This window comes from Pseudomonas kurunegalensis, from assembly GCF_030291635.1.
In the GTDB taxonomy this organism is placed as follows: Bacteria; Pseudomonadota; Gammaproteobacteria; order Pseudomonadales; family Pseudomonadaceae; genus Aquipseudomonas; species Aquipseudomonas monteilii.
Genome location: NZ_CP127871.1, coordinates 379,105 through 400,238 on the forward strand (window position 1 = coordinate 379,105; position 21,134 = coordinate 400,238).

Sequence of the window (21,134 nt, forward strand, 5' to 3'; positions counted from 1 at the left end):
AACAACCTGAGATAGACCCATGCTGGAAGCTTCCCTGAATCAAATCGAGCAACTGGTCAGCGACCTGATGCAGAAAAACGCTCAACTCACCGAGCAGAACGCTACCCTCGGCACGCAATTGGCACAGGCCAAGGAAGAGAACGAAACCCTGCAGCTGTCGCTGATGGAGCAGGAAGAGAAAAACGGCAGCACCGCCGCCCGCCTCCAGGCCCTGGTTGATCGCGCCAGCGCTGGCGTCGGCGCATGAGATTGCACGAGCAGCCGGTCAATGTCGTGTCGATTCTCGGCATCGACTATTCGATCAAGGCGCCCGAAGGCCAGGAGGAAACCCTGGCCCAGGCGGTGCGGATGCTCAACACCGCCCTGAACGAGACCAAGCGTCAGTACCCGACCCTGATCGGTGACAAGTTGCTGGTGCTGGCTGCCCTTAACCTGTGCTCAAAGCAGGTTGAACTGCAGAAAGAACACCAGCAGACCCTGGCACGTACCCAGGCGCAGATCGACGCCACGGTGGACGCCATCGTGCGGACCATTGCCGAGTCCTGATCGATAGCTGGGGGCGCTTCGCGCCCCTTTCCGACCGGTCCGGCGCCCCGGCAAGGCCGCTCCTACAGGGATTCGCGTTCACCTGTAGGAGCGGCCTTGTGTCGCGATGGGCTGCAAAGCAGCCCCAAGACCCAACTCATTGTTCCAGGTCACTGGATTAACTGGATACGCAAGTGTATACACTTCTCGCAAAGCAATAATGTGCGGGGAGTAGGGGCATGCGTATCTGGCGTAAAAGCATCCAGTGGCAGTTGATCACCAGCATGGGCGCCGCCCTGCTGGCCAGCATCCTGGTGGTGGTCATCATTTTCACCGTGGCGCTCAACCGCCTCACCGATCGCTACCTGGTCGACACTGCGCTGCCGGCCAGCATCGAAGCCATCCGCAACGACATCGAGCGCATGCTCGGCCAGCCGCTGGTAGCTGCTACAGACATTGCCGGCAATACCCTGCTGCGCGACTGGCTGGCCGCTGGCGAAGACCCGGCCCAGGCCCCGCAATTCATCGAATACCTCGCCGCCGCCAAGCAGCGCAACAAGGCTTTCACCACCCTGTTTGCCTCGACCGAAACCGGCCACTATTACAACGAGAATGGCCTTGATCGCACCCTCAGCCGCAGCAACCCCAAGGACAAATGGTTTTACGGCTACATCGACAGCGGCGCCGAGCGGTTCATCAACATCGACATTGACGGTGCCACCGGCGAGCTGGCGCTGTTCATCGACTACCGCGTGGAAAAGCACGGCCAATTGGTGGGCGTGGCCGGCATGGGCCTGCGCATGACCGAACTGTCGAAGCTGATTCACGACTTCAGTTTCGGCGAACACGGCAAAGTATTTCTGGTGCGTAACGATGGCTTGATCCAGGTGCATCCGGACGCTGCCTTCAGTGGCAAGCGCCAGCTTGCCGAGCAGCTTGGCGCGGACGCAGCCAAGGTCGTCATGACCGGAGGCGAAGGCCTGCGCAGCAGCCGTTTCAGTCGCGACCGCGAAGGCTACCTGGCGCTTGGCTTGCCCCTGCGCGACCTCAACTGGACCCTGGTGGCCGAAGTGCCAGAGTCGGAAATCTACGCGCAAATGCATCAGGCGGTATGGCTGACCAGCCTGATCGGTGGCGGTGTGGCCCTGGTTTCGCTGCTGCTGGTGGTGGTGCTGGCGAGGGGGTTGGTGCGGCCTATCAGCCGGGTAACCGCTGCGCTGGTGCAGATTGGCAGCGGCGCAGGCGACCTAAGCCACCGCCTGGATGATTCACGCCAGGACGAACTGGGTGACCTGGCCCGGGGTTTCAACCGCTTCCTCGACAGCCAGCGCAGCCTGATTGGCGAGGTGTTGCAGACTTCCGAGCGGCTGCATCGGGCGGTTGAGCAGGTGACTCAAGTGGTGGACAACACCGCCGAGCGTTCCGGACGGCAGCAGGAAATGACTGAGATGGTCGCCACCGCTGTACACGAGATGGGCCTGACCGTGCAGGACATAGCCCGCAATGCCGGTGATGCGGCGCAGGCCTCGCAGTCGGCACGGGACGAGGCCTTGCAGGCGCGTGAGGTGGTGCAACGCTCGATTCGTGGTATCGAGGGTATGTCGGGCGACATCGGCAAGGCCGCTGATGCCGTCAGCCAGTTGGCCGATGAAGTCGCCTCGATCGATGAAGTGCTCGCGGTAATCCGTAGCATTTCTGAACAAACCAATTTGCTGGCGTTGAACGCTGCCATCGAGGCCGCACGGGCAGGGGAGATGGGGCGTGGATTTGCTGTGGTGGCCGATGAGGTGCGTACGTTGGCCCGGCGTACGCAGCTGTCCACCGACGAAGTGCAGCAGATGATCCAGCGCTTGAAGCAGGGCGCGGGTTCGGCGGTGAGCTCGATGCAGGCGGGGCAGCAGGCGACTGGCAGTGGCGTGGAATCGAGCCAGCGCACCGGGGCGTCGCTGGGGGCGATTACCGATCAGGTGGAGCACATCAGCGACATGAACCATCAGGTGGCTACGGCGACTGAAGAGCAGTCGGCGGTGACTGAGGAAATCAACCGGACAGTGCAGGGCATTTCCGATCTGGCGCGGGAGACGGCGTCGGAGGTGCAGGGGTGCCGAGAAGAGTGCCGGGCGTTGCGAGGGTTGGCTGATGACCTGGCGCGGCAGATGGGCGGGTTCAGGCTTTAGATTGCTGGGGCCGCTTTGCGGCCCATCGCGACACAAGGCCGCTCCTACAAATGACCGCATTCCCAGGCCGGAAACGCGGTCATTTGTAGGAGCGGCCTTGTGTCGCGATAGGAGGGCAAAGCCCTCCCGGCAATCTCTCAGCCAGCAATGATCGCGCGGATATCCGCCGCCAGCTCCCGCACCCGCTCTTCCTCGGTATCCCACGAGCACATGAACCGAGCCCCGCCACTACCAATAAAGGTATAGAACCGCCACCCCTTGCCCCGCAGCGCTTCAATCGCAGGCTCGGGCATCTGCAGGAACACGCCGTTCGCCTCCACCGGGAACATCAGCTCCACCCCCGGCAAGTCACTCACCAGCGAGGCCAGCAACTGCGCGCAATGGTTGGCGTGATTGCCATGGCGCAACCAGGCGCCATCTTCCAGCAGGCCCACCCACGGTGCCGACAGGAAGCGCATCTTCGAGGCCAGTTGCCCGGCCTGCTTGCAGCGGTAGTCGAAGTCTTCGGCCAGCTGGCGGTTGAAGAACAGGATCGCCTCACCCACGGCCATGCCGTTCTTGGTGCCGCCAAAGCACAGCACATCTACACCGGCCTTCCAGGTCAGCTCGGCCGGGCTGCAACCCAGGAACGCGCAGGCATTGGTAAAGCGCGCGCCGTCCATGTGCAGGTTAAGGCCCAGCTCCTTGCAGGTGGCGCTGATCGCTTTGAGCTCATCTGGGCGATAAACGGTGCCTACTTCGGTGGCCTGTGTGATGGTGACCACACGTGGTTTTGGGTAGTGGATGTCCTGGCGCTTGAGCGCCACTTCACGGATGGATTCCGGCGTCAGCTTGCCGTTGACGCTGGCCGCCGTCAGCAGCTTGGAACCGTTGGAGAAGAACTCCGGCGCACCGCATTCGTCGGTTTCGACGTGCGCGGTCTCGGAGCAGATGACGCTGTGGTAGCTCTGGCACAGCGAGGCCAGGGCCAGGGAGTTGGCGGCGGTGCCGTTAAAGGCGAAGAACACTTCGCAGTCGGTTTCGAACAGGTTGCGGAAGTATTCCGAGGCGCGCTCGGTCCACTGGTCGTCGCCGTAGGCGCGGTCGTGGCCGTGGTTGGCCTTTTCCATTGCTGCCCAGGCTTCGGGGCAGATACCGGAATAGTTGTCGCTGGCGAATTGTTGGCTCTTATCTGTCATGACACGGTCCTGTGAACGACGCAGAACAGCACTCTAAACCATCGATTCAGCAGTTGCCTATACAAGCTGTGCATAGGCTGGTTTTTGGGCTGCCTGTGCTGGCCTCATCGCGGGCAAGCCCGCTCCTACAGGAGAGCGCAGGCCGTGAGGGCAACGCCTCACTTGTAGGAGCGAGCTTGCTCGCGATGAGGCCGGTACGGTCAACACAAAACCGAATGTCGTAAACGCGCCATTGCAAGGCGTGCGCAGGCATCTGACCCGCCCCGACCAGTCATAACATCGCCACAAAGGGCCACAGTGCCCCACGACAAAAAACGATCGCTGCCGGGAGATACACGATGTTCAGCAAGCAAGACCAGATCCAGGGTTACGACGACGCACTGCTGGCGGCGATGAATGCCGAAGAACAGCGCCAGGAAGATCACATCGAGCTGATCGCCTCGGAGAACTACACCAGCAAGCGCGTCATGCAGGCCCAAGGCAGCGGCCTGACCAACAAGTACGCCGAAGGCTACCCGGGCAAGCGCTACTACGGTGGCTGCGAGCACGTGGACAAGGTAGAAGCCCTGGCCATCGAGCGCGCCAAGCAGCTGTTCGGCGCCGACTACGCCAACGTCCAGCCGCATTCCGGCTCGTCGGCCAACGGCGCCGTCTACCTGGCCCTGCTGCAGGCCGGTGACACCATCCTCGGCATGAGCCTGGCCCACGGCGGCCACCTGACCCACGGCGCTAAAGTGTCGTCCTCGGGCAAACTGTACAACGCCGTTCAGTACGGCATCGACACCAACACCGGCCTGATCGACTACGACGAAGTCGAGCGCCTGGCCGTCGAGCACAAGCCGAAAATGATCGTTGCCGGCTTCTCGGCCTACTCCAAAACCCTCGACTTCCCACGCTTCCGCGCCATCGCCGACAAAGTCGGTGCGCTGCTGTTCGTCGACATGGCCCACGTTGCCGGCCTGGTTGCTGCTGGCCTGTACCCGAACCCGATCCCGTTCGCTGACGTGGTGACCACCACCACCCACAAGACCCTGCGCGGCCCACGTGGCGGCCTGATCCTGGCCAAGTCGAACGAAGAGATCGAGAAAAAGCTGAACGCCGCCGTATTCCCGGGCGCCCAGGGCGGCCCGCTGATGCACGTGATCGCCGCCAAGGCCGTGTGCTTCAAGGAGGCGCTGGAGCCAGGCTTCAAGGCCTACCAGCAACAAGTGATCGAAAACGCCCAGGCCATGGCCCAGGTGTTCATCGACCGTGGCTACGACGTGGTGTCCGGTGGCACCGATAACCACCTGTTCCTGGTCAGCCTGATCCGCCAGGGCCTGACGGGTAAAGATGCTGACGCCGCCCTGGGCCGCGCGCACATCACCGTCAACAAGAACGCCGTGCCGAACGACCCGCAGTCGCCGTTCGTCACCTCGGGCCTGCGCATCGGTACCCCGGCCGTCACCACCCGTGGCTTCAAGGTTGCCCAGTGTGTGGCCCTGGCCGGCTGGATCTGCGACATCCTCGACAACCTCGGTGACGCCGACGTCGAAGCCGATGTGGCGAAGAACGTCGCTGCCCTGTGCGCCGACTTCCCTGTTTACCGCTGAGTGGAGTAAACGACCATGCAACGCTACTCGGGCTTCGGCCTTTTCAAACACTCCCTCAGCCACCACGAAAACTGGCAGCGCATGTGGCGCACGCCCACCCCTAAAAAGGTGTACGACGTGGTTATCGTTGGCGGTGGCGGCCATGGCCTGGCCACGGCCTACTACCTGGCCAAAGAGCATGGCATCACCAACGTTGCCGTGATCGAGAAGGGCTACCTGGGCGGCGGCAACACCGCCCGTAACACCACCATCGTGCGTTCCAACTACCTGTGGGACGAGTCGGCGCACCTGTACGAGCACGCCATGAAGCTGTGGGAAGGCCTGTCTCAGGACCTTAACTACAACGTCATGTTCTCCCAGCGCGGCGTCTACAACCTGTGCCACACCCTGCAGGACATGCGTGACTCCGAGCGCCGCGTCAGCGCCAACCGCCTGAACGGCGTGGATGGCGAGCTGCTGAACACCGCCCAGGTTGCCGCAGAGATCCCGTACCTGGACTGCTCCAAGAACACCCGCTACCCGATCCTGGGTGCCACCGTGCAGCGCCGTGGCGGCGTGGCCCGTCACGACGCCGTGGCCTGGGGCTTCGCCCGTGCGGCCGACGCCCTGGGCGTTGACCTGATCCAGCAAACCGAAGTGATTGGCTTCCGCAAGGAAAACGGCGCGGTCATCGGTGTGGAAACCAACAAAGGCTTCATCGGCGCCAAGCGCGTTGGTGTGGTCACCGCCGGTAACTCCGGGCACATGGCCAAGCTGGCCGGCTTCCGCCTGCCGCTGGAATCGCACCCGCTGCAAGCCCTGGTCTCCGAGCCGATCAAACCGATCATCGACAGCGTGATCATGTCCAACGCCGTACACGGCTACATCAGCCAGTCCGACAAGGGCGACCTGGTGATCGGTGCCGGTATCGACGGCTGGGTCGGCTACGGCCAGCGCGGTTCGTACCCGGTGATCGAGCACACCCTGCAGGCCATCGTCGAAATGTTCCCCAACCTGTCGCGCGTTCGCATGAACCGCCAGTGGGGCGGCATCGTCGATACCTCGCCGGACGCCTGCCCGATCATCACCAAGACCCCGGTCAAGAACATGTTCTTCAACTGCGGTTGGGGTACTGGCGGCTTCAAGGCGACCCCGGGTTCGGGCAACGTCTTCGCCGCAAGCCTGGCCAAGGGCGAAATGCACCCACTGGCCGCGCCGTTCTCCATGGACCGTTTCTACAACGGCGCACTGATCGACGAACACGGCGCCGCCGCCGTCGCCCACTAACCGGAGACACCGTCATGTTGCATATTTTCTGTCCCCACTGCGGCGAGCTGCGCTCCGAAGAAGAGTTCCACGCCTCTGGCCAGGCGCACATCGCCCGCCCGCTGGACCCTAACGCCTGCTCCGACGAGGAGTGGGGCACCTACATGTTCTACCGTGACAACCCACGCGGGATTCACCATGAACTGTGGGACCACGTTGCCGGCTGCCGCCAGTACTTCAACGTCACCCGCGACACCGTGACCTACGAGATTCTGGAAACCTACAAGATTGGCGAGAAGCCGCAAGTGACCGCCAACGGTAAAGCTGCAAACGCACCGTCGACCGTCAAAGGCCAAGGGGAAAAAGTATGAGCCAGACCTATCGCCTCGCCAGCGGCGGCCGTATCGACCGCAGCAAGGTCCTGAACTTCAGCTTCAACGGCAAGACCTACCAGGGTTATGCCGGTGACAGCCTGGCCGCCGCGTTGCTGGCCAACGGCGTCGACATCGTTGGCCGCAGCTTCAAGTACTCGCGCCCACGCGGCATCATCGCCTCGGGTACCGAAGAGCCGAACGCCATCCTGCAGATCGGCTCCAGCGAAGCCACCCAGATCCCGAACGTGCGTGCCACCCAGCAGGCGCTGTACGCAGGCCTTGTCGCCACCAGCACCAACGGCTGGCCGAACGTCAACAACGACGTCATGGGCATCCTTGGCAAGGTGGGCGGCAGCATGATGCCGCCGGGCTTCTACTACAAAACCTTCATGTACCCGAAATCGTTCTGGATGACGTACGAGAAGTACATCCGCAAAGCCGCAGGCCTTGGCCGCGCGCCGCTGCAGAACGACCCGGACAGCTACGACTACATGAACCAGCACTGCGACGTGCTGATCGTCGGTGCCGGCCCTGCTGGCCTGGCCGCTGCACTGGCCGCTGCGCGCAGCGGTGCCCGCGTGATCCTGGCCGACGAGCAGGAGGAGTTTGGCGGCAGCCTGCTCGACACCCGCGAAACCCTCGACGGCAAGCCTGCCGCTGACTGGGTAAACGCCGTGGTCAAAGAGCTGGAAGGCCTGCCAGAAGTGACCCTGCTGCCACGCGCCACGGTCAACGGCTACCACGACCATAACTTCCTGACCATTCACGAGCGCCTCACCGACCACCTCGGCGACCGCGCCCCGATCGGCCAGGTTCGCCACCGCGTGCACCGTGTACGCGCCAAGCGCGTGGTACTGGCTGCCGGCGCCCACGAGCGCCCGCTGGTGTACGGCAACAACGACGTGCCGGGCAACATGCTGGCCGGTGCCGTTTCTACCTACGTTCGCCGCTACGGCGTGGCCCCAGGCCGCAAGCTGGTGCTGTCGACCAACAACGACCACGCCTACCGCGCCGCGCTGGACTGGCACGACGCTGGCCTGCAAGTGGTCGCCATCGCCGACGCCCGCCACAACCCACGTGGTTCGCTGGTTGAAGAAGCGCGTGCCAAAGGCATTCGCATCCTCACTTCCAGTGCCGTGGTCGAGGCCAAAGGCAGCAAGCACGTCACTGGCGCCCGCGTGGCCGCCATCGATGTGCAGGCGCACAAAGTTACCAGCCCAGGCGAAACCCTCGAGTGCGACCTGATCGCGTCCTCGGGCGGCTACAGCCCGATCGTTCACCTGGCCTCGCACCTGGGCGGTCGCCCGGTATGGCGTGACGACATCCTCGGCTTCGTGCCAGGCGATGCACCGCAGAAGCGCGAGTGCGTGGGTGGGATCAATGGCGTCTACGCCCTTGGCGACGTGATTGCCGATGGTTTCGAAGGCGGCGTACGCGCAGCCACCGAAGCAGGCTTCAAGGCAACCGTCGGCACCCTGCCAAAAACCGTTGCACGCAAGGAAGAGGCCACCGTGGCGCTGTTCCTGGTGCCGCACGACAAAGGCACCAAGGGGCCGAAGCAGTTCGTCGACCAACAGAACGACGTGACCGCCGCCGGTATCGAACTGGCCACCCGCGAAGGCTTCGAGTCGGTCGAGCACGTCAAACGCTACACCGCGCTGGGCTTCGGTACCGACCAGGGCAAACTGGGCAACATCAACGGCCTGGCCATCGCCGCCCGTTCGATCGGCATCACCATCCCGGAAATGGGCACCACCATGTTCCGCCCCAACTACACGCCGGTTACCTTCGGCGCGGTAGCGGGCCGTCACTGTGGTCACCTGTTCGAGCCGGTGCGCTTCACCGCCCTGCATGCCTGGCACGTGAAGAACGGCGCCGAGTTCGAAGACGTCGGCCAGTGGAAGCGCCCGTGGTACTTCCCGAAAGCCGGTGAAGACATCCATGCCGCCGTGGCCCGTGAATGCAAGGCCGTGCGCGACAGCGTGGGCCTGCTGGACGCCTCCACCCTGGGCAAGATCGACATCCAGGGCCCGGACGCGCGCGAGTTCCTCAACCGCATCTACACCAACGCCTGGACCAAGCTCGATGTGGGCAAGGCCCGCTACGGCCTGATGTGCAAGGAAGACGGCATGGTCTTCGACGACGGCGTAACTGCCTGCGTTGGCGACAACCACTTCATCATGACCACCACCACCGGCGGCGCCGCCCGCGTACTGCAGTGGATGGAGCTGTACCACCAGACCGAATGGCCAGAGCTGAAGGTGTACTTCACTTCGGTCACCGACCACTGGGCCACCATGACCCTGTCCGGCCCCAACAGCCGCAAGCTGCTGAGCGAGCTGACCGACATCGACATGGACAAGGAAGCCTTCCCGTTCATGACCTGGAAGGAAGGCAACGTGGGCGGCGTGCCAGCCCGTGTGTTCCGTATCTCGTTCACCGGTGAACTGTCGTACGAAGTCAACGTGCAGGCCAACTACGCCATGGGCGTGCTGGAACAGATCATCGAGGCCGGCAAGAAGTACAACCTGACCCCGTACGGCACCGAGACCATGCACGTACTGCGTGCCGAGAAGGGCTTCATCATCGTTGGCCAGGACACCGACGGTTCGATGAACCCGGACGACCTGAACATGAGCTGGTGCGTGGGCCGCAACAAGCCGTTCTCGTGGATCGGCCTGCGTGGCATGAACCGCGAAGACTGCGTGCGCGAGAACCGCAAGCAGCTGGTAGGCCTGAAGCCGGTCGACCCGACCAAATGGCTGCCGGAAGGCGCCCAGCTGGTGTTCGACCCGAAACAGCCGATCCCGATGGACATGGTTGGCCACGTGACCTCCAGCTACGCGTCCAACTCCCTGGGCTACTCGTTCGCCATGGGCGTGGTCAAAGGCGGCCTCAAGCGCATGGGCGAGCGCGTGTTCTCGCCACAGGCGGATGGCAGCGTGATCGAGGCGGAGATCGTGTCTTCGGTGTTCTTCGATCCGAAGGGTGAGCGGCAGAACGTCTAAAGGCCCCCGGATAGCGGCGCAGCCCAAAAACCGGTGCTGCGCTGCCCTGACGAACAAGAATTCAAGGCAGGTAAGAAATGAGCGCTATCAACGTCTTCCAGCAAAACCCCGGCGCCGAGGCCAAGGCCCAGTCGCCACTGCACCACGCCGACTTGGCCAGCCTGGTTGGCAAAGGCCGCAAGAACGCAGGCGTGACCCTGCGTGAACGCAAGTTCCTCGGCCACCTGACCATTCGTGGCGACGGCCACAACCCGGAATTCGCCGCAGGCGTGCACAAGGCCCTGGGCCTGGAGCTGCCGGTGGCCCTGACCGTGGTCGCCAACAACGACATGTCGCTGCAATGGGTCGGCCCGGATGAATGGCTGCTGATCGTACCCGGTGGCCAGGAACTGGCGGTCGAGCAAAAGCTGCGTGCAGCCCTTGAAGGCCAGCACATCCAGGTGGTGAACGTGAGCGGCGGGCAAAGCCTGCTGGAACTGCGCGGCCCCAACGTGCGCGAAGTGCTGATGAAGTCCACCAGCTATGATGTTCACCCGAACAACTTCCCGGTGGGCAAGGCTGTGGGCACCGTGTTCGCCAAGTCGCAACTGGTGATCCGCCGCACTGCAGAAGACACCTGGGAACTGGTGATTCGCCGCAGCTTCTCCGACTACTGGTGGCTGTGGCTGCAGGACGCCTCGGCCGAGTACGGCCTGAGCATCGAAGCTTAAGGAGCGCAGAACATGAGTCGGGCACCGGATACCTGGATTCTCACCGCCGACTGCCCGAGCATGCTCGGCACCGTCGACGTGGTGACGCGTTACCTCTTCGAGCAGCGCTGCTACGTGACGGAGCACCACTCCTTCGATGACCGGCAGTCGGGGCGTTTCTTCATTCGCGTGGAGTTCCGCCAGCCGGATGATTTCGACGAGGCGGGCTTCCGGGCCGGCCTTGCCGAGCGCAGCGAAGCGTTCGGCATGGCGTTCGAGCTGACCGCCCCGAATCACCGCCCCAAGGTGGTGATCATGGTGTCCAAGGCCGACCATTGCCTGAACGACCTGCTGTATCGCCAGCGCATTGGCCAGTTGGGCATGGACGTGGTCGCGGTGGTGTCCAACCATCCCGACCTCGAACCGCTGGCCCAGTGGCACAAAATTCCTTACTACCACTTCGCCCTCGACCCCAAGGACAAGCCTGAGCAAGAGCGCAAGGTGCTGCAGGTGATCGAGGAGACTGGCGCCGAGCTGGTCATCCTCGCCCGTTATATGCAGGTGCTGTCGCCTGAGTTGTGCAGGCGCCTGGATGGCTGGGCGATCAACATTCACCACTCGTTGTTGCCAGGGTTCAAAGGCGCCAAGCCTTATCACCAGGCGTACAACAAGGGCGTGAAGATGGTCGGCGCGACTGCGCATTACATCAACAACGACCTGGACGAAGGGCCGATCATTGCCCAGGGCGTTGAAGTGGTGGACCACAGTCATTACCCGGAAGACCTGATTGCCAAAGGGCGCGATATCGAATGCCTGACCCTGGCGCGGGCCGTGGGGTATCACATTGAGCGGCGGGTGTTCCTTAACGCCAATCGGACGGTCGTTCTCTGAACAATTCTGGGGCTGCTGCGCAGCCCTATCGCGACACAAGGCCGCTCCTACAGGCGATCGCGTTCCCCTGTAGGAGCGGCCTTGTGTCGCGATAGGGCCGCAAAGCGGCCCCAGCTTTTGGTCTGCCGTAAAAAGGCATCCCTCTGTCGTTTTCAGTCAGTGCATCTCGCCCCATCAGGCCCACAATTCCCTGCATTCCAGAAACACATGCCGCCCATGGATGGCGGCGCGTTCAACCACCGCTGCATAAATACAAATCAAGCGAGGTAAGAGCATGTCTGGCAATCGTGGAGTGGTATATCTCGGCGCCGGCAAGGTCGAGGTGCAGAAGATCGACTACCCGAAAATGCAGGACCCGCGCGGCAAGAAGATCGAGCACGGCGTGATCCTGAAGGTGGTCTCCACCAACATCTGCGGCTCCGACCAGCACATGGTCCGCGGCCGCACCACTGCCCAGGTCGGCCTGGTTCTGGGCCACGAAATCACCGGTGAAATCGTCGAGAAGGGCAGCGACGTCGAGCGCATGCAGATCGGTGACCTGGTGTCGGTACCGTTCAACGTCGCCTGCGGCCGCTGCCGCTCCTGCAAAGAGATGCACACCGGCGTGTGCCTCACCGTCAACCCGGCCCGCGCCGGCGGTGCCTACGGCTACGTCGACATGGGCGACTGGACCGGTGGCCAGGCCGAGTACGTGCTGGTGCCGTACGCCGACTTCAACCTGCTGAAACTGCCTGAGCGCGACAAGGCCATGGAAAAGATCCGTGACCTGACTTGCCTGTCCGACATTCTGCCCACTGGCTACCACGGTGCCGTCACTGCCGGCGTAGGCCCAGGTAGCACCGTTTACGTCGCGGGCGCTGGCCCGGTCGGCCTGGCCGCGGCTGCCTCAGCCCGTCTGCTGGGTGCTGCCTGCGTGATCGTTGGCGACCTCAACCCGGCCCGCCTGGCCCACGCCAAGTCGCAAGGCTTCGAAGTGGTCGACCTGTCCAAGGACACCCCACTGCACGAGCAGATCGTCGATATCCTTGGCGAGCCTGAAGTGGACTGCGCCGTTGACGCTGTGGGCTTCGAGGCCCGTGGCCATGGCCATGAAGGTGCCAAGCATGAAGCTCCGGCCACCGTGCTGAACTCGCTGATGCAGGTCACCCGTGTAGCCGGCAGCATCGGTATCCCGGGCCTGTACGTGACCGAAGACCCGGGTGCGGTGGATGCTGCCGCCAAGATCGGCGCGCTGAGCATTCGCTTTGGCCTGGGCTGGGCGAAGTCGCACAGCTTCCACACCGGCCAGACCCCGACCATGAAGTACAACCGCCAGCTGATGCAGGCGATCATGTGGGACCGGATCAACATCGCTGAGGTTGTGGGCGTGCAGGTGATCAACCTGGATCAGGCGCCGGAAGGGTATGGCGAGTTTGATGCGGGTGTGCCGAAGAAGTTTGTGATAGACCCGCACAAGATGTGGGGTGCGGCGTAATAAACGTGGATTGAAAGGAGCCCCTCAATTCGAGGGGCTTTCGTAGCATAAACTGTTTCATTGCGGTCGATAAGTCTTATGCTCACAGTTTGCTCTTGAATTTAACGCCTGAGTACCTTCTGTACGTTCTCTGGGAACGGTGTATAGCCTTCCTTGAATAAGAGGTTTGTAATTTCTTCTGCGTACATATCACCAAATCTGAAAGCGTTTTTTTGTAGGTTACGGTGTTCTGTTTTGGAGAGGTCAGAGGGTTTTGGTCCTCTCGCTATAGAGTAATTTTTTGTTGCGAGTTGTTCAAGAACATTCAAGTACTCTGCATTATCCCCCGTTATTTTGTTTACTGGAAGAGGGGCTGAAGGTTCATGCTTGGCTAAATCTTCTAAGGTTGGAGCTGTAGCTGTGGTGTCAATGTTGTGAATGCTTTTAGCTCTTTTCATGCTGGCGCGCGACGGATCGATGATTTTTCCTGTACCTTCAAAGTTTGGATTGAAGCCACTAGGGCTAGAGTACTCGGAGGGTTGCTTTAAATCTGTTAAGGATTTGCTTAGGGCGCTGCCTGACGGTTTTATTTTATTTTTTGAGAACAGCTTTCTAACATGTCTGAATGGGTTCGTCATGTGCCCAGTGGGGTCGGTGTTGTTTATCGGGTCACCGCTGCAGTAGCTATAGCAGTTTATACTGCCAATCGAGAAAGGGCTGAGGCTGTCTGGAGAGTGGAATCGCATTAGTGCAGGGTTATATGTGCGATAGCTACCAAGCAAATAGGTCTCATTATCTAAGGTTAACTCTCCAGTAAAACCAGTGAAAGAAAGAGCTGGATGTTTGGATTTGATGTGTCCGTAGGGTGAGAAATTTTTGACAGAATTGATTTTGTTGCGAATGATAGTAACGGGTGAGCCCAAGGCATCTGTCGATAGAACAACTGCTGCGTTGATTGTGGGGCTGCTTGTTATTTCTGTTATTGGATTATGGTCGTTTCGAAAAATGGAAGTTTTGGTGTCGCCGTCAATGATGGTCGTAATTGTGTTGTTTTGAAGGAAAAACAAACGTTTACTGTTGAGAGTCATGAGATGTTCCTTTGTTGGCTCACGCGTTTAAAATTAGGGTGGAGAGGCTTTGAGCTTTGAGCTACTCGGGATTTTTCGCAACTAGTAAAACTGCTAGTTCAAAATTGACCTAAAAGAGAGTTGGCCTCCATTTTTGATTCTGGCAGTTGGTCAGGAACAAACTCCCAATCCACCAGTCGAATGCCTCGTTTCCCAGGCCATCCCGGCCCACGAGGTCCCTCCCGATGAAAGCATTCACCCTGGCAACCCTGATGACCCTGGCCGCAAGCCCGGTGTTCGCCTTCAACCTCAGCGACGCCGCCAACGCCGTGTCGGCCATGCAAAACCAGCATCAGAACCCGCAAGGCCAGGTACAGGCGCCCGAGGCGCAGGCCAATTTGCTCAATACCTTGGGCAGCGAACTCAAGATCACCCCCGAACAGGCCGTGGGTGGGGCAGGGGCGATGCTGGGGCTGGCGCGCAATAACCTGAGCAGCGAGGACTATGGCCAACTGACCAAGGCCGTACCGGGGCTGGACCTGCTGGCCGGTGCCAATGCGCTGGGTGGTTTGAGCGGGTTGGGCGAGTTGTTGGGCAAGAACAGCGAAAGCCAGTCCGCTTTAAGCAATGCGCTGGGCAGCAATGTGGAAAACCGTAGCGACCTGGACACCGCGTTCAAGGCGCTGGGCATGGATACCGGGATGATCGGGCAATTTGCGCCGTTGATTCTGCAGTACCTGGGGCAGCAGGGGATTGCCGGGTCGTTGCTGCAGAACCTGGGTAGCCTGTGGACAACGCCAGCGCCGTTGGTTCAGCCGTCCGTCTGAGGTTCTTGTAGCGCCAGAGCAGGCCCTATCGCCGGCAATCCAGCTCTCACAGGACGCTCACAGGCCTGAGCCCTATGCAGCTCCTGTGGGAGCTGGCTTGCCGGCGATAGGGCCATTACAGGTCATCCCATCTCGGCCCGCAGTTGCTCAATCCGCTGGTCCTTCTCCACCCAAAGCTGATTCACCCAGGCCTGCACCGTCTGTCGAAACTCAGGATCATTCTCGTAATCCCCCGCCCACAACGCCGGATCCAGCTCACGCACCTGAATATCGATAATCACCCGGCTAATGCTGCCATTGAGCAAATCCCAGAACCCCGGTGCCTTGTTGCCCGGGTACACGATGGTCACGTCCAGCAGCGCATCCAGCTGCTCACCCAACGCTGCCAGCACAAACGCCACGCCACCCGCTTTGGGCTTGAGCAGGTAGCGATACGGCGACTGCTGTTCCAGCCGCTTGGCCTCGGTAAACCGGGTGCCTTCCAGGTAGTTCACCACGGTCACCGGCTGGCGCTTGAACAGCTCGCAGGCGGCCTTGGTGATTTCCAGGTCCTTGCCCTTGAGCTCTGGGTGCTTCTCCAGAAAGGCCTTGCTGTAGCGCTTCATGAACGGGTAATCCAGCCCCCACCAGGCCAGGCCCAGCAGCGGTACCCAGATCAGCTCTTTCTTCAGGAAAAACTTGAAGAACGGCGTACGGCGGTTGAGGCTTTCGATCAGCGCGGGGATGTCGACCCAGGTCTGGTGGTTGCTCACGGCCAGGTACGAGGTGTCTTTGCGCAGGTTCTCGACGCCGCGAATGTCCCATTGGGTAGGAATGCACAAGGCGAAGATGGCCTTGTCGATTTCCGACCAGGTTTCGGCCACCCACATCACCGCCCACGAGGTATAGTCGCGGCCACGGCCCGGCAACACCAGTTTGAGCAGGGCGAAGACCAGCAGCGGGCAGATCAACACCACGGTATTGAGCAGCAGCAGGGTGGTAGTGAGAATGCCGGTCAGCAGGCGACGCATAAAGAGACTCTTGTTGTGGGAGATAAACGGTTGGCAATGATAAGCAGCGCCGTGGCCTACGCCAAATGTCCAATGCCCGACGGCAGGGACAAATGTTTCACAACATGTTGGTTAACCTTGTGACAGCGAACCTATCCTGCCCGTGCAGTCTAAGCACTGACCCCTCTCAAGGAAGCCTGCCTGTGAAACCTCTGCTTGCCCTGTTGTCGTTGTTGGCACTGCCGGTAATGGCCGCCGAGCCCACCATCTACGGCCGTTACGAGAACATCACCCTGCCCGAGCTGGGCGAAACCCTGAAGGCCAAGATGGACACCGGTGCCTTCACCGCCTCGCTATCGGCCAAGGACATCGAACTGTTCACCCGTGATGGCGAGGAATGGGTGCGCTTCCGTCTGGCCACGAAAGACTCGGACGGCAAGGTGTACGAGCACAAGGTATCGCGCATCAGCAAAATCAAAGGCCGTGCCGATGAAGAGGAAGAAGGCGATGCGCCGGAAATCTCCAAGCGCCCGGTTGTAGACCTGGAGCTGTGCCTGGGTGACGTGAAGCGCACCGTGGAAGTGAACCTGGTGGACCGCAGCAGCTTCAACTACCCGCTGCTGGTGGGTTCCAAGGCCCTGCGCGAGTTCAAGGCTGCCGTGAACCCCGCCAAGAAGTTCACTGCTGGCAAGCCTGACTGCTAAGCAGCTGCAAGCCCTTAGCTGCAAGCTGCAAGGGAGAGCAGATCAGTGTAAGTTCACATGATCCGCTTTTACTTGAAGCTTGCAGCTTGAGGCTTGTAGCTCGATGCCCCATATCCTCATCGTCGAAGACGAAGCCGCCATCGCCGACACCCTGGTCTACGCCCTGCAGGCCGATGGCCACAGTACTGAATGGGTGACCCTGGGCAGCACCGCCCTCGACCAGCAACGCCAGCGCCCGGCCGACCTGATCATCCTCGACATCGGCCTGCCCGACATCAGTGGCTTCGAAACCTGCCGCCAGTTGCGCCGTTTCACCGAGGTGCCGGTGATGTTCCTCAGTGCCCGCGACGGTGAAATCGACCGGGTGGTAGGCCTGGAAATCGGTGCCGACGACTACGTGGTCAAACCCTTCAGCCCGCGCGAAGTGGCCGCACGGGTACGCGCGATCCTCAAGCGCATGGCACCCCGGGCCGAGCCTGCCACCGATACCGCGCAGTTCCAGCTCGACACCCTGCGCATGCAGATCACGTACCGTGGTCAGCCACTCACCCTGACCCGCCATGAGTTCCGTCTGCTGCAATCCCTGCTGGAACAACCGCAGCGGGTGTTCAGCCGCGAACAACTGCTCGACGCCTTGGGCGTGGCCTCCGACGTGGGCTACGAGCGCACCATCGACAGCCATATCAAGAGCCTGCGCGCGAAACTGCGCCAGGTAGCGGGCGACGCCGAGCCGATCCAGACACACCGCGGCCTCGGCTACAGCTACAGCCCGGACCATGCCTGATGCGCCTGGGCATCCGGATTTTCCTGGTGTACTTCCTGTTCGTCGGGTTGGCGGGTTACTTTTTGCTCAATACCGTGCGCGAACAAATTCGCCCGGTGGTGCGCCAGTCGTCTGAAGAAACACTGGTCGACACCGCCAACCTGCTGGCCGAGATCCTGCGTGATGACGTCAAGGCCGGTACTTTGAACCAGAGCCAGTTGCCTGAAGTGCTCAAGGCTTACGGCTTGCGCAGCCCCGGCGCGCAAATCTGGGGCCTGGCCAAAACCCAGGTCAGCCACCGCATCTATGTCACCGATGCCAAGGGTATCGTGCTACTGGATTCCACCGGCGAGGCCCTGGGCAAGGACTATTCGCAGTGGAATGATGTGCTGAAGACCCTGCGTGGCGAGTACGGCGCCCGCTCCACCCGCAGCGATCCCAACGATGAAAGCACCTCGGTGATGCACGTAGCTGCACCGATCATGGATGAGAGCAAGATCATCGGCGTGGTCACCGTGGCCAAGCCCAACAGTTCGCTGCAGCCGTACATCGACCGTTCCGAACAGCGTTTGCTTACTCTGGGCCTAGGGCTGATCGGGCTTGGCTTGCTGATCGGCGCAGCGTTGTCGTGGTGGTTGTCTCGCTCACTGCGTCGGCTGGCCCGTTATGCTCAGGCCGTCAGTGAAGGCGAGCGTGCTGCGTTACCCCATTACAAGGGTGGCGAGCTGGCGCATTTGGCTCAGGCTGTGGAGCGCATGCGCACGCAGCTGGAAGGCAAGGCCTATGTCGAGCGTTACGTGCATACCCTGACCCACGAGCTGAAAAGCCCGCTGGCGGCCATACGCGGGGCGTCCGAGCTGTTGCAGGACGAGATGCCGGCCGACCAGCGCGCGCGGTTTGCCGGCAATATCGAGCGTGAGAGCGAGCGTTTGCAGCAGATGGTCGATCGCCTGCTCAACCTGGCCCGGGTCGAGCAGATGCAGGCGCTGGAAGACGAGCAGCAGGTGGCACTGGCGGCGCTGGTGGACGAGTTGTTGTTGGCCCATGCGGCGCGCATCGACGGGGCCAGTCTGCACGTGCGTCAGCGGGTGCCGGCCGGGTTGCGTCTGCTGTGTGATCCGTTCCTGATGCGCCAGGCGCTGGCCAATCTGCTGGATAACGCGCTGGACTTCACCCCCGAAGGGGGCGCGCTGCTGTTCGACCTTGAGCGCGATGGCGAGCGGGTGGCGTTGAGCCTGTTCAACCAAGGGCAGGCGATACCGGCGTATGCCATCGGGCGGGTCAGCGAGCGGTTCTACTCGCTGCCGCGGCCAGGGAGTGGGCGCAAGAGCACCGGGCTGGGGCTGAACTTTGTGGCTGAAGTGATGCAGCTGCATGGTGGGGCGTTGGCGGTGGATAACGTCGATGGCGGGGTGCGGGTAAGGTTGTGGCTGCCGGTGCGGCGTATCAGTTGAGATAACTGCGGCCCAAAAACACACAATCTCCACACAGCCTCCCCAAGGCCTCCACGCAAGGCGCAGACACTGCGCCCACTGCCACAGGAGGCCCCATGACCAAGACCCTCGGTTACAAACTCGGCATGATCGCCGTGCTCATCTTGCTGCTGCTCGTCCCGTTGCTGCTGATCAACGGCCTGATCGATGAGCGCCAGGCCCTGCGCGACGACGTACTGCGCGACATCGCGCAAAGTGCCAGCTTCGACCAGCAGCTCAGCGGCCCGCTGCTGGTGGTGCCGTACCGCAAGTACCAGCGCCGCTGGATCGAAAAGGATGGCGAGCGTACTCAGGAAACCAGCACTGTTGCCGGCCACCTGTACTTCCTGCCGGAAACCTTTGACGCCGACCTGGGTGTGGACACCGAACTGCGTGCCCGAGGTATCTACCAGGCCCGCCTTTTCCACGCCAAAGGCCGCATCACTGGCCGTTTCAAGCTCCCGGAGCGCTGGGGCATCGACAAGGACTTCGACGATTACCGCTTCGACAAGCCGTTCCTGGTGGTGGGCATCAGCGATATCCGCGGCATCGAGAACGGCCTGGAACTGAGCATGGATGAGCAAAAGGTGCCGTTCGAGGCTGGTACCCGGCTCGACTGGATGCGCGGCGGCGTGCATGCCAGCCTGCCAGCGCTGGACGGCCTGCAGGCGCGGGAATTCAGCTACGGCTTCGATCTGGCGCTGCAAGGCACTGGCCAGTTGCACATCGTGCCGGTGGGCCGCACCAGCAGCGTGGACATGCGCGCCAACTGGCCGCACCCAAGCTTCGTCGGCAGCTACCTGCCCAACCGCCGCGACATCGATGCCCAGGGCTTCAGCGCCCATTGGCAGACATCGTTCTTTGCCACCAACCTTGAAGACGCCCTGCGTCAGTGCGCCATTGCCGGGCAGTGCGCCGACTTCAGTGAGCGCAGCTTCGGGGTGAGCTTTGTCGACCCGGTGGACCACTACCTGAAAAGCGAACGGGCGATTAAATACGCGCTGTTGTTCATTGCGCTGACCTTTGCCGGCTTCTTCCTGTTCGAAGTGCTGAAAAACCTGAGCGTACACCCGGTGCAGTACATCCTGGTGGGCGTGGCGCTGGCGTTCTTCTACCTGTTGTTGCTGTCGTTGTCCGAGCACATCGGGTTCGGCCTGGCGTATGGGGTGTCGGCTTCGGCGTGCGTGCTGCTGATCGGCTTTTACCTCAGCCATGTGCTGCGCAGTCTGGGGCGAGGGGTTGGCTTTGCGGCGGGGTTGGCGGCGTTGTATGCGCTGCTCTACGGGCTGCTGAGTGCCGAGGACTATGCGCTGCTGATGGGCTCGCTGCTGTGTTTTGGCTTGCTGGGGGTGTTCATGGTGCTGACCCGGCGGCTGGACTGGGCGCGGGTGGGGAGGGTGGCATGAGGGAGGATAGAGAAATTGGGCGGTGGCTGGCCCAGCGGATTGGGCAGCTGTTTCCTGTTGTACCGAGGTGAGGCCATCGCGAGCAAGCTCGCTCCTACAGGGGCGCCACAGGCCATGTAGGAGCGAGCTTGCTCGCGATAGGGCCGGTCAGGCCACCGGTGCAGTAGCGACCATCGACGGCCGCTTGGCCACCTCGGCATACCACGCTGCCAACCCTGGCTGGCGCTCACGCCAGCCAAACTCGGGTTGACGCAAATCCAGATACCCCAGCGCACAGGCCACGCCAATTGCCGCCAGATCGAACCCGGACATCAGCTCGGGCAAATGCTCCTGCTCCAGGTTGGCCAGGCTGCGGCGGATCTTGTCGCCCTGCGCCTGCAACCAGCCGTCCCAGCGCTTGTCTTCGGGCCGCAGGAAGCTTTCATAACGCGACGACACCGCCGCATCCATGATCGCATCGGCCTGCGACACCAGCGTCAGGCGCCGCCAGCGCGCCGAGCCCTCTCGCGGCAACAGCGGCAGGCCGACGTGTTGCAGGTCGAGGTACTCGCAGATCACCCGGCTGTCGTGCAGCACGGTGCCGTCTTCCAGGCGCAGGGCCGGGATCTTGCCGATCGGGTTGTCCTGGTTGAGCTGCAGGTCGCCGCTCACCGGGCTGATGTTCACCGGCTGCAGCTGCACCCTTTCGAGTTGGCCGGTCTCATGCAACACCACCATGACCTTGCGCACGAAAGGCGACAACGGCGAGTGGAACAGGGTCATCGTGCTCATGCT

General features: G+C 61.8%; 19 protein-coding genes and 1 pseudogene. 16 read left to right on the top strand and 4 right to left on the bottom strand.

The features are described from left to right. Positions 1-19: 19 nt before the first annotated feature. The 4 genes and pseudogenes from QQ992_RS01560 (at position 20) to QQ992_RS28015 (ending at position 2,702) form a co-directional block, all read left to right on the top strand. The gene (locus QQ992_RS01560) at positions 20-247 is read left to right on the top strand and encodes a hypothetical protein (RefSeq protein ID WP_016714521.1); all 228 of its coding nucleotides are present in this window, start codon (positions 20-22) and stop codon (positions 245-247) included. Next, on the top strand, positions 244-546 hold the full coding sequence (locus QQ992_RS01565) for a cell division protein ZapA (protein WP_286112029.1): 303 nt from the start codon (positions 244-246) through the stop codon (positions 544-546). Before QQ992_RS01560 ends, QQ992_RS01565 begins: the two co-directional genes overlap by 4 nt. A 401-nt stretch (positions 547-947) precedes the next feature. Then, a pseudogene (locus QQ992_RS28010) lies at positions 948-1,790 on the top strand (PDC sensor domain-containing protein); the annotation flags it as partial. A 207-nt stretch (positions 1,791-1,997) separates the two neighbouring features. Then, positions 1,998-2,702 carry a methyl-accepting chemotaxis protein gene (locus QQ992_RS28015; RefSeq protein WP_433963113.1) on the top strand — a complete coding sequence of 235 codons (705 nt, stop codon included), beginning with the start codon at positions 1,998-2,000 and terminating at the stop codon, positions 2,700-2,702. 137 nt (positions 2,703-2,839) lie between these two features. Here QQ992_RS28015 and QQ992_RS01575 read toward each other — a convergent pair whose 3' ends face one another. Continuing rightward, positions 2,840-3,880, bottom strand: coding sequence for a threonine aldolase family protein (locus tag QQ992_RS01575; RefSeq protein ID WP_286112031.1), 1,041 nt, complete (start codon positions 3,878-3,880; stop codon positions 2,840-2,842). Between the two features lie 338 nt (positions 3,881-4,218). On the opposite strand from QQ992_RS01575, the gene QQ992_RS01580 reads away from it, so the two are divergent. The 7 genes from QQ992_RS01580 (at position 4,219) to fdhA (ending at position 13,153) form a co-directional block, all read left to right on the top strand. Next, on the top strand, positions 4,219-5,472 hold the full coding sequence (locus QQ992_RS01580) for a serine hydroxymethyltransferase (protein WP_003255681.1): 1,254 nt from the start codon (positions 4,219-4,221) through the stop codon (positions 5,470-5,472). A gap of 15 nt (positions 5,473-5,487) precedes the next feature. Further along, the gene (locus tag QQ992_RS01585; protein ID WP_003255680.1) at positions 5,488-6,738 is read left to right on the top strand and encodes a sarcosine oxidase subunit beta family protein; all 1,251 of its coding nucleotides are present in this window, start codon (positions 5,488-5,490) and stop codon (positions 6,736-6,738) included. Positions 6,739-6,752: 14 nt separating this feature from the next. Further along, entirely contained in the window at positions 6,753-7,088 is a 336-nt protein-coding gene (locus QQ992_RS01590) for a sarcosine oxidase subunit delta (RefSeq protein ID WP_012270119.1), read from the top strand. Next, positions 7,085-10,099 carry a sarcosine oxidase subunit alpha gene (locus QQ992_RS01595; protein ID WP_105947337.1) on the top strand — a complete coding sequence of 1,005 codons (3,015 nt, stop codon included), beginning with the start codon at positions 7,085-7,087 and terminating at the stop codon, positions 10,097-10,099. Before QQ992_RS01590 ends, QQ992_RS01595 begins: the two co-directional genes overlap by 4 nt. 77 nt (positions 10,100-10,176) lie before the next feature. Beyond that, positions 10,177-10,809: a sarcosine oxidase subunit gamma gene (locus QQ992_RS01600; RefSeq protein ID WP_286112032.1), complete on the top strand. Its 633-nt coding sequence runs from the start codon at positions 10,177-10,179 to the stop codon at positions 10,807-10,809. 12 nt (positions 10,810-10,821) lie between these two features. Beyond that, a complete protein-coding gene (gene purU / locus QQ992_RS01605) occupies positions 10,822-11,679 on the top strand; it encodes a formyltetrahydrofolate deformylase (RefSeq protein WP_286112033.1) in 858 nt (285 codons plus the stop codon). A 274-nt stretch (positions 11,680-11,953) separates the two neighbouring features. Further along, positions 11,954-13,153, top strand: coding sequence for a formaldehyde dehydrogenase, glutathione-independent (fdhA, locus tag QQ992_RS01610; RefSeq protein ID WP_012270123.1), 1,200 nt, complete (start codon positions 11,954-11,956; stop codon positions 13,151-13,153). Between the two features lie 101 nt (positions 13,154-13,254). Here fdhA and QQ992_RS01615 read toward each other — a convergent pair whose 3' ends face one another. Then, on the bottom strand, positions 13,255-14,220 hold the full coding sequence (locus QQ992_RS01615; protein WP_286112034.1) for an RHS repeat-associated core domain-containing protein: 966 nt from the start codon (positions 14,218-14,220) through the stop codon (positions 13,255-13,257). A 224-nt stretch (positions 14,221-14,444) separates the two neighbouring features. Here QQ992_RS01615 and QQ992_RS01620 point away from each other — a divergent pair, with 224 nt between their 5' ends. Beyond that, complete coding sequence (locus QQ992_RS01620) at positions 14,445-15,026, top strand: DUF2780 domain-containing protein (protein WP_286112035.1); 582 nt, start codon at positions 14,445-14,447, stop codon at positions 15,024-15,026. A 122-nt stretch (positions 15,027-15,148) separates the two neighbouring features. Here the strand turns inward: QQ992_RS01620 and yihG are convergent, their stop codons facing one another. After that, a complete protein-coding gene (gene yihG, locus QQ992_RS01625) occupies positions 15,149-16,036 on the bottom strand; it encodes a 1-acylglycerol-3-phosphate O-acyltransferase, YihG family (protein ID WP_286112036.1) in 888 nt (295 codons plus the stop codon). A 182-nt stretch (positions 16,037-16,218) separates the two neighbouring features. Here yihG and rloA2 point away from each other — a divergent pair, with 182 nt between their 5' ends. The 4 genes from rloA2 (at position 16,219) to creD (ending at position 20,360) form a co-directional block, all read left to right on the top strand. Further along, a complete protein-coding gene (gene rloA2, locus QQ992_RS01630; protein WP_019096441.1) occupies positions 16,219-16,719 on the top strand; it encodes a retropepsin-like aspartic peptidase RloA2 in 501 nt (166 codons plus the stop codon). Between the two features lie 103 nt (positions 16,720-16,822). Next, entirely contained in the window at positions 16,823-17,503 is a 681-nt protein-coding gene (gene creB, locus QQ992_RS01635; protein WP_286112037.1) for a two-component system response regulator CreB, read from the top strand. Then, entirely contained in the window at positions 17,503-18,936 is a 1,434-nt protein-coding gene (creC, locus tag QQ992_RS01640; protein WP_286112038.1) for a two-component system sensor histidine kinase CreC, read from the top strand. The genes creB and creC overlap by 1 nt, the downstream gene beginning before the upstream one ends. Before the next feature lie 95 nt (positions 18,937-19,031). Beyond that, a complete protein-coding gene (gene creD, locus QQ992_RS01645) occupies positions 19,032-20,360 on the top strand; it encodes a cell envelope integrity protein CreD (protein WP_286112039.1) in 1,329 nt (442 codons plus the stop codon). A 147-nt stretch (positions 20,361-20,507) separates the two neighbouring features. Here creD and QQ992_RS01650 read toward each other — a convergent pair whose 3' ends face one another. Then, positions 20,508-21,131, bottom strand: coding sequence for a glutathione S-transferase (locus QQ992_RS01650; RefSeq protein WP_286112040.1), 624 nt, complete (start codon positions 21,129-21,131; stop codon positions 20,508-20,510). Positions 21,132-21,134: the final 3 nt, after the last annotated feature.